This window comes from Plasticicumulans sp. (assembly GCF_035331805.1).
In the GTDB taxonomy this organism is placed as follows: Bacteria; Pseudomonadota; Gammaproteobacteria; order Competibacterales; family Competibacteraceae; genus Plasticicumulans.
Genome location: NZ_DAOLKE010000163.1, coordinates 1 through 7,900, shown reverse-complemented (window position 1 = coordinate 7,900; position 7,900 = coordinate 1). Strand labels below are relative to the sequence as shown.

The 7,900-nt window shown below is 71.6% G+C and carries 9 protein-coding genes; 1 reads left to right on the top strand and 8 read right to left on the bottom strand.

Annotation, left to right across the window (positions count from 1 at the left end; all coding sequences use genetic code 11):
* The 6 genes from argH to PKE44_RS11930 all read right to left on the bottom strand — a co-directional run.
* Positions 1-1,380, bottom strand: a 1,380-nt coding sequence (gene argH, locus PKE44_RS11955) for an argininosuccinate lyase (protein WP_324551438.1), incomplete at its 3' end; no start/stop codon positions are given.
* 88 nt (positions 1,381-1,468) lie between these two features.
* The gene (locus PKE44_RS11950; protein ID WP_324551435.1) at positions 1,469-2,548 is read right to left on the bottom strand and encodes a GNAT family N-acetyltransferase; all 1,080 of its coding nucleotides are present in this window, start codon (positions 2,546-2,548) and stop codon (positions 1,469-1,471) included.
* A gap of 115 nt (positions 2,549-2,663) precedes the next feature.
* Complete coding sequence (locus PKE44_RS11945) at positions 2,664-3,119, bottom strand: YbaY family lipoprotein (protein ID WP_324551433.1); 456 nt, start codon at positions 3,117-3,119, stop codon at positions 2,664-2,666.
* Between the two features lie 15 nt (positions 3,120-3,134).
* Positions 3,135-4,109 (bottom strand): lipid A biosynthesis acyltransferase, encoded by a 975-nt coding sequence (locus tag PKE44_RS11940; protein WP_324551431.1) that lies wholly within the window; start codon positions 4,107-4,109, stop codon positions 3,135-3,137.
* Entirely contained in the window at positions 4,109-5,008 is a 900-nt protein-coding gene (locus PKE44_RS11935) for a lysophospholipid acyltransferase family protein (RefSeq protein WP_324551429.1), read from the bottom strand. The genes PKE44_RS11940 and PKE44_RS11935 overlap by 1 nt, the downstream gene beginning before the upstream one ends.
* 19 nt (positions 5,009-5,027) lie before the next feature.
* Positions 5,028-5,768: a VacJ family lipoprotein gene (locus PKE44_RS11930; RefSeq protein ID WP_324551426.1), complete on the bottom strand. Its 741-nt coding sequence runs from the start codon at positions 5,766-5,768 to the stop codon at positions 5,028-5,030.
* A gap of 429 nt (positions 5,769-6,197) precedes the next feature.
* Here PKE44_RS11930 and PKE44_RS11925 point away from each other — a divergent pair, with 429 nt between their 5' ends.
* Entirely contained in the window at positions 6,198-6,683 is a 486-nt protein-coding gene (locus PKE44_RS11925; protein ID WP_324551424.1) for a DUF3429 domain-containing protein, read from the top strand.
* A gap of 4 nt (positions 6,684-6,687) precedes the next feature.
* Here PKE44_RS11925 and PKE44_RS11920 read toward each other — a convergent pair whose 3' ends face one another.
* Positions 6,688-7,146 carry a DUF1499 domain-containing protein gene (locus tag PKE44_RS11920; RefSeq protein ID WP_324551422.1) on the bottom strand — a complete coding sequence of 153 codons (459 nt, stop codon included), beginning with the start codon at positions 7,144-7,146 and terminating at the stop codon, positions 6,688-6,690.
* Between the two features lie 118 nt (positions 7,147-7,264).
* The coding region (locus tag PKE44_RS11915; protein WP_324551419.1) for a 16S rRNA (uracil(1498)-N(3))-methyltransferase at positions 7,265-7,900 on the bottom strand (636 nt) is incomplete at its 5' end.

Genomic DNA, 7,900 nt, shown 5'->3' with positions numbered 1-7,900 from the left:
CGCCAGCCACTTCCTTGCCCGCTGCACCGCCGCCCGCACCTGCGCCGGCGCCGTGCCGCCGAAGTGATTGCGGGCGGCGAGCGAGCCTTCGAGGGTCAGGCTGTCGAACACGTCGGCGCCGATCGCGTCGCTGAAGGCACGCAGTTCTTCGAGGCGCATCTGCGAGAGGTCGCGGCCGGTGTCGACGCCGAGGCGCACGGCCTTGCCGACGATCTCGTGCGCGTCGCGAAACGGCACGCCCTTGCGCACGAGGTAATCGGCGAGGTCGGTGGCGGTCGCGAAGCCCTGCAGCGCGGCGGCGCGCATGCGCTCGGGGCGGGCCCTGAGTGCCGGCACCATGTCGGCGAAGGCGCGCAGCGAGCCGAGCACGGTGTCGACGGTGTCGAACAGCGGCTCCTTGTCCTCCTGGTTGTCCTTGTTGTACGCGAGCGGCTGACCCTTCATCAGCGTCAGCAGGCCGACCAGATGGCCATGCACGCGGCCGCTCTTGCCGCGCACGAGTTCCGGCACGTCGGGGTTCTTCTTCTGCGGCATGATCGAGCTGCCGGTGCAGAAGCGATCCGGAATGTCGACGAAGCCGAACTGCGCGCTCGCCCACAGCACCAGTTCCTCGCTGAAGCGCGACAGGTGGGTCATCAGCAGCGCCGAGGCCGAGCAGAATTCGATCGCGAAGTCGCGGTCGCTGACCGAATCGAGCGAGTTCTCGGTCGGTCCGGCGAAGCCGAGCAGGCTGGCGGTGCGGTGGCGGTCGATCGGATAGGTGGTGCCGGCGAGTGCCGCGGCGCCGAGCGGGCATTCGTTCAGGCGTGCGCGGCAGTCGCGGTAACGGCCGCTGTCGCGCTTGAGCTGTTCGAACCACGCAAGCAGGTGGTGGCCGAAGCTGACCGGCTGCGCGACCTGCAGGTGCGTGAAGCCGGGCATGATGGTGTCGGCCTCGCGCTCGGCGAGTTCGACCAGCCCGTGCTGCAGGCGCGCGAGTTCGGCGAGGATCGCGTCGATGGCGTCGCGCAGGTACAGGCGGATGTCGGTGGCGACCTGATCGTTGCGCGAGCGGCCGGTGTGCAGGCGCTTGCCGGCGAGGCCGATGCGCTCGGTCAGGCGCGCCTCGACGTTCATGTGCACATCTTCGAGCGCGATCGACCATTCGAACTCGCCGCGCTCGATCTCGGCGCGGATGGCTTCCAGTCCGGCGACGATCGCCGCGCGGTCGGCCTCGTTCAGCACGCCGGCCTCGGCGAGCATGGTCGCGTGCGCGATCGAGCCGGCGATGTCCTGGCGGTACATGCGCTGGTCGAACTGCACCGAGGCGGTGAAGGCCTGCACGAAGGCGTCGGTGGATTCGGTGAAGCGTCCGCCCCACTGCTGATTGGTCTGGCTCATGGCTGCATCGGTCCGCCGCCGCAGGAAAAAGGGCGGCAAGTATACGGCGCGATCCCTGCTGCGGACCGCGTGCCGATCGCGCCGGGGTTCAGTTGAGCAGTGCCGAAAACGCCGCCAGCGCGGCCACGGCCGCCGTGCCGCCGAGCAGCGCGCGCGGATGGGCGCGGCTCAGGCGCACGCCGTCGATGACGCTCGCCGACAGGCGGTTGCGGTAGACCTCGAAGTGACGGATCCAGCGGCTGTCGGTCGCCCAGGCGTGCTGCGCCGGCGTGGCGTTGGTATAGAACTCGATGCGCCGGTGCCGTGCGGCCGTGAATTCCTCCTCGATGACCTGGCGCAGCAGCAGCATGCCCGGTGCGTAGCGGGCGAGTTGCTCGTCATACGTGGTCTTCAGCATGACCAGCATGTCGGGCGTGCCGATCGCCAGCCGGGAAGCGGCGAGCTGCCCGTCGATCCAGAGCTCCCAGACCCTGGCGCTGGCACGGTGCGCGAAGCGCTGCATCACGCGCCGGAAGAACTCGCCCTGCAGGTTGTCCGGATGCAGCGCCGTGCCGTTGCGGCCTTTCCAGCCGGCGCTTTCCAGCACGCTGTAGCGATCGACCGCCGCGACGATCGCGTCCGGCTCGGCGTACTGGCGCCATTCGACGGCCATGCCGTCCTCGCGCAACCGGCGCTGGTAGCGGCCGAGGTTCTGGCGCAGGTGGCGGGAGCGGCCCTGCCAGTAGCGGTCGAAATCGCCCTCCAGTGCGATGCCGATGGTGCAGGCGTGATCGAAGGCGCGGCGCACCGGCGGGCAGGGGGCGAGATGCGAGTACTGCGGATCCTGCAGGTTGACGTTCAGCAGCAGCGCCATGCCGGGGAGGCTGCGCAGCAGGGCGTCCCAGTCGGCCTCGGGGGCCATCAGCGCCGGAGTCATCTGGATCGGGCCGAGCGCGAACACGCGCCAGGCACCGGGGGCCAGCGGCCGGATCAGCGCGGCCGAGCGCAGCTGGCCGTCGACGGTCTCGCGGGCGAGGCGCAGCGTGTCCGGACCGTACAGTTCGACCAGCGGCGCGATGAATGCGCTGTCGAGCAGCGGGTGCGCGTTGAACAGCCGTCGGTTCAGGGCATCCCATGCCGGTGCGAAGGCAGGGAAATCCGTATGGGCGGAGGAAAGCGACCAGGACATGTCCAATCTCGGTATTGCGCGCTTCCTGCGCCGGCTATCGGGGTCGGGACACAGTCCTTCGCTGTGTCAGGCCCGGCAGCATAGGCAAAACCACGTTCAGTACAAGTGATTCCGGTCATGGCAGCGCTGCATCGACGATGACGTCGACGTGCGCCGGGGCATCATGAGTCAGCACCGGGTAGTCGAGACGGTTGGCAAAGCGGGTGCGGCCGTCGAAGTCGACGCGGGCGCGCAGCACGTAACGCTGCGCCGGATCGATGCGTGCCGGGTCGAATTCGAGCCGGAAGCGCCACGGCGGTGCGCCGAGTCGTGCCAGCCGCTGCTCGGCCAGCACCCGGGCCCGGGGGCCGGCCTCGATCAGTTCGACCGTCAGTCCGGCGCCGGGCGGCGGCAGCAGGCGCTGCAGCCAGCTGACGCTGCCGGTCAGTTCGCCGGGGCGGGCGTGGCGGTAGGCATCGCTGGTCACGGTCGCCCGTTCGCTGCCGGTCGGGCCGGTGCAGGCGGCGAGCAGCACGACGCTGCAGGCGAAGGCGAGGGCGATCTGGCGGGCCGGATGGCGGGGCACGGTCATGATGGGGCAGGGTCCTCAGCCGCCGGCGGGCGGGGTCTTGCGCTGCTTGTAGAGCTTGGCGCGGCCGCTCGGGCGCGTGCGGAACAGGCGCAGCGTCCACATGTACTGCGCCGGCTCGGGGGTGATCAGCGCCTCGACGGCGGCGTTCATCGCGCGCGCGTCGCGCTCGGCGTCACCGCTCGGGAAATCCGCGAGCGGCGGCAGGTGGAAGCAGTCGTAGACGCCTTCGGCGGCGTTCCAGCGCGTCACCGACGGGATCACGCGCGCGTCCCCGAGCTTCGCGAGCCGCCCGAGCGTCGCGAGCGTCGCCTTCGGCTCGGCGAAGAACGGCACGAACACCGCACCGTCGGGGCCGAGGTCCTCGTCGGCCAGATACACGAGGATCTGCCCGTCCCGAAAGCCGCGGATCACCGGGCGCATGCCGGCCTCGCGTTCGAACACCGAACCTTCGAAGCGCGTGCGGGCGCGCGCGATCAGCCAGTCGATGACCGGATCGGCCAGTGCCTTGTACGGCCCGAGCGCGCGGTGGCGGATGCCGAAGGCGCAGATGCCGAAATCGAGCGCCAGCGCGTGCGCGACCAGCAGGATCACGCGCCGGCCTTCGGCGCGGGCCGCAGCGAGGTGCTCCTCGCCGTGGAAGCGCACGGCGCGCCCGATCGCCGTGGCGCTGCCGAACCACAGCAGGCCGTAGTCGAGCGTCACGCGCACGGCCAGCGCGATGTGCTCGCGCAGCACCTGCTCGCGCCATTCGGGCGGCTGCTGCGGAAAGCACAGGCCGAGATTGATGCGGGCGTTGTGCTGCTGCCTGCCGGTCAGGCGCCAGACCAGCGGCAGCACGAGCCGCGCCAAGGCGTCACGCGCGCGCTGCGGCAGGCATTGCAGCAGCCAGGCGAGACCGGCGATGCCCCAGGACGGCCAGTGGCGCGGTCCGAGCCAGCGCCGGTCGAAGGCCGGAGCACCCCGGGCAGTGCGGGCGGCAGCGGGCGGCATCAGTACAGCTTCGCCTCGCCGTCCGGACGGGTCCGGAAGCGCTTGTAGGCCCACAGATACTGCGCCGGCAGCCGGCGCACGGCGGCCTCCACGTCGGCGTTGAGCGCGGCGACCGACTCCGCGAGCGGTTCCCGGCCGATCGCCGGCGAGCACGGCGTGAAATGCACGCAGAAGCCGGCGCCGCGCGGCAGCCGTTCGGCGCAGGCGAGGAATACCGGCGCGCGGCTGCGCTGGGCGAGGCGCGAGACCAGCGTCATCGTGTTGGCGCTGACGCCGAAGAACGGTGCGAACACGCCGTTGCCGCGGCCGGGGTCCTGATCCGGCAGGATGCCGGCGACCTCGCCGCGCCTGAGCGCCGCGAGCAGCGCCCGCACGCCGCCGGCATCGGTCGGCACCAGCCGCGCGCCGAGCCGCTCGCGGCCGCTGCGCACCAGCGTGTCGATGCCGAGGCGCGAGGGCCGGTACAGGCTGGTGATCGGCCAGCGCGAGGAGATGTACTGGCCGCTGACCTCCCAGGCGCCGAGGTGCGGCGACAGCACGATGACCCCGTGCCCGGCCGCCACCGCTGCCGCGAATGCCGCCTCGCCCTGGCTCGCGCGTACCAGCGCGCGCTGGCGTTCGGCCGGCCAGCACCACAGCGGTCCGAGTTCGAGCATGCCGCAGGCGGTCTCGCGCAGGCTGGCGCGCAGCAGCCGCGCGCGGGCCGCAGCGTCGAGTTCGGGCAGGCAGAGTTCGAGGTTGCGCGCCGCGAGCCGGCGCGGCAGGTTCGGCAGCGCTGCGAGCAGCCAGCCCAGCGCATCGCCGAGCCGGTGCACGGCCGGCAGTGGCAGCCGCGCGAGGCCGCGCAGCACGGCTTCGAGCAGCGCCGCACGGCGGGTGCGGGAGATCAGGCGGGGCATCGCGCGCTGCAGCGCTCGCTCAGTCGGCGTCGAGGCGCCGCGGCTCCAGCGGAGCGTTGCCGTCGTAGATCAGGCTGCGGCGGCGCTGCAGCCAGGCATCGCGGATCTGCGTGTAGCGATCGAGCAGTGCGCCTTCGGTGACGCGCTCGCTGCGCAGCAGGTCGGCACGCTTGTCGACGATGCGCAGCCCCACCAGCGAGTTGCGCACCGGGATGCGGTTGATCTCCCAGACCGGATCGATGTTGAACGCATCGACCGCCAGGCCGCCGGTGTCGCGCAGCGTGCTCGGGCCGAGCAGCGGCAGCACGAAGTAGCTGCCCTCGCCGACGCCCCAGTGCGCGAGCGTCTGGCCGAAGTCCTCGTCGTGCTTCGGGATGCCGAAGTAGCTCGCCACGTCGAAGAAGCCGAGCAGGCCGAAGGTCGAGTTGAAGACGATGCGCGTGAAGTCCTGCGCGGCTTCCCGGAACTTGAACTGCAGCAGGTTGTTGATGCCGATCGGCAGGTCGGCGAGGTTGCCGAAGATGTTGGTGATGCCGTCGTCGAGGAACTGCGGCGTCACCGCCTGATAGCCCTGCGCGACCGGCTTGAGCAGGTATTCGTCCAGCTTCTCGTTGACGCCGAACATCCAGCGGTTGTACGCCGGCAGCCGGTCGATCGCTTCGGGATCGAGCGGCGCGAGCTGGGGCTGGTGGGCGCAGGCGCCGAGCAGCAGCGTGCAGGCGAGCGCGCAGGCGCGCAGGCCGGAGTGGACGGAAGGCATGACCCCGGATCCTCGGGCTGAAGACAGGAACGATGCGGCCGATGATACCTGCATGCCGCCTCGCCCGGCCATGCAGCGATCGGCAGGCAGGCGAACCGCCGGCGACGGACGCGTTCCAAATCAGACCTGCCCGTCCTGACGTTCCGGGGAGCCCCCATGCCGTTTGCGCTCGCGCCGTTCCTGATTCGTCCTGAGGCTGGCGCTCGTGCCGCCGACGGCTGCCGGAACCCCGTCCGCGGCCGGCCACGCCCGGCATCCGTTCTGCTGCGCGCTCGGCGCGGCTGCCGGCCAGGCGCCGCGCCGGAGCTTCCGGAAGGACCGGATCGACCGTCCGGGACGGCTTGTTGCAAGTTTTCCTGCGCAGACCGGCCCGCAAGACCCCACACTGCTCACAGCGATCGAAAAGCTGCTCTGAAGGAGCCCGCGATCATGACTCCATCTGCCGGTCCATCCGCCGGTCCATCCCCCAGCGCGCAGGATCCGGCCCGCGCGTCCGAAACGGCGCAGTGGCTCTGCTATGTCGGCCTGCTGCCCTTCATCGGCGCAACCGCCACGCTCGCCCTCGGCGGCGAGGCCTGGCACGACACCGCGCTGCAGGCGCTGATCGGCTACGGCGCGGTGATCCTCGGTTTCCTCGGGGCCGTGCACTGGGGGCTGGCGCTGCGCGAGCAGCCGCTCGATCACCGCCGGCACTACTTCGGCTGGGGCGTGCTGCCGGCGCTGGCCGGCTGGCTGGCGCTGATGATCCCGCCGCGCACCGGCCTCGGCCTGCTGTTCGCCGGCTACGCGCTGCAGTACGCCGCCGATCGTCACGCGACCGTGCAGGACGCGCTGCCGCTCTGGTACGAGCGGCTGCGGCTGAAGCTGTCGCAGGTCGTGCTGCTGTCGCTGGCGATCGCCTGGGCGCTGGCCTGACGCGCTACAGCAGCCGGTCCAGCGTCAGGTGCAGTTCCATGACGTGGCGGGCGTTGGCGCCGAAGTCGCCGCGGCCGATGCGCGATTGCGAGCGCACGTGCAGCTCGGTGCCGCAGGCGGCGACGCGCAGTTCGATGTGCACGTCATCGACGAAGCGCAGCAGCTGGCTGGTCACGGTCGCGTGCAGTGACTGCGCCTGCGGGCTGGCCTCGACGATCTCCCAGTTCAGGACCCGCAGCGCCTGTTCGACGCGGTCGTACAGCTGCGCCGGCGACATCCGGTAGCAGCGCAGTTCCAGCTCCGGGAAATCGTGGCCGCGCCGGGTCTCGGCGACATGGTTGTTCAGGTAGGTCAGCAGGCGCCGGCCCATGCCGGGCGGTTCGCCGAGGCGCACCCCGTTCAGCACCAGCGCCCCGATGGCCAGACAGCCGGCCAGCGCGATCAGCGTCGTCAGGATCTGCATCGTTCTTCGCATCCTCATGTGGTTCGAGCCCGTGTGGCGGGAGGCCGCGGTTGTGGCGAGCAGCCCGGGGGACGGAGTCTGCAGCGCTGCGCGGGGTTCCCGGTGCTGGCGATCGAACCTAGCCCAGATCGCCCCACAGCGCCGCCAGTGCGGCCAGTGCCGCGACGCCGGCAGTCTCGGTGCGCAGCACGCGCGGACCGAGCCGCACGCCCTGCCAGCCGGCCGCCGTGGCCGCCGCCAGCTCCGCTTCGGCCAGCCCGCCTTCGGGCCCGACCAGCAGCGTCACCGGTCCCGCAGGCGGCGCGAGCGCACGCAGGCCGTGCTGTGCCAGCGGGTCGAGCACCAGCCGCAGGCCGCCGTCACCGGCGGCGGTTTCGGCGAGCAGCGCCTCGATGCGCAGCGGCGCGGCCAGCACCGGCAGGCGGTTGCGGCCGCACTGCTCGCAGGCGGCGACGATGACGGCGCGCCAGTGTGCGAGGCGCTTGTCGAGGCGATCGGCGTCGAGCTGCACGTTCGAGCGCGCCGTGAACACCGGCCGGATCGCCTGCACGCCGAGTTCGACGGCCTTCTGCAGCGCGTAATCCATGCGCTCGCCACGGGCGATGCCCTGCGCGAGCACGACGGCGAGCGGCGATTCGCATTCGAGCGCTTCGTGCGCTTCGGCGAGCGCGCTGGCGCCGCGCTTGCCGCAGCTCGCCAACGTCGCCCGCCACTGGCCGCCGCGGCCGTCGAACAGCCGCAGCGGCGCGCCCGG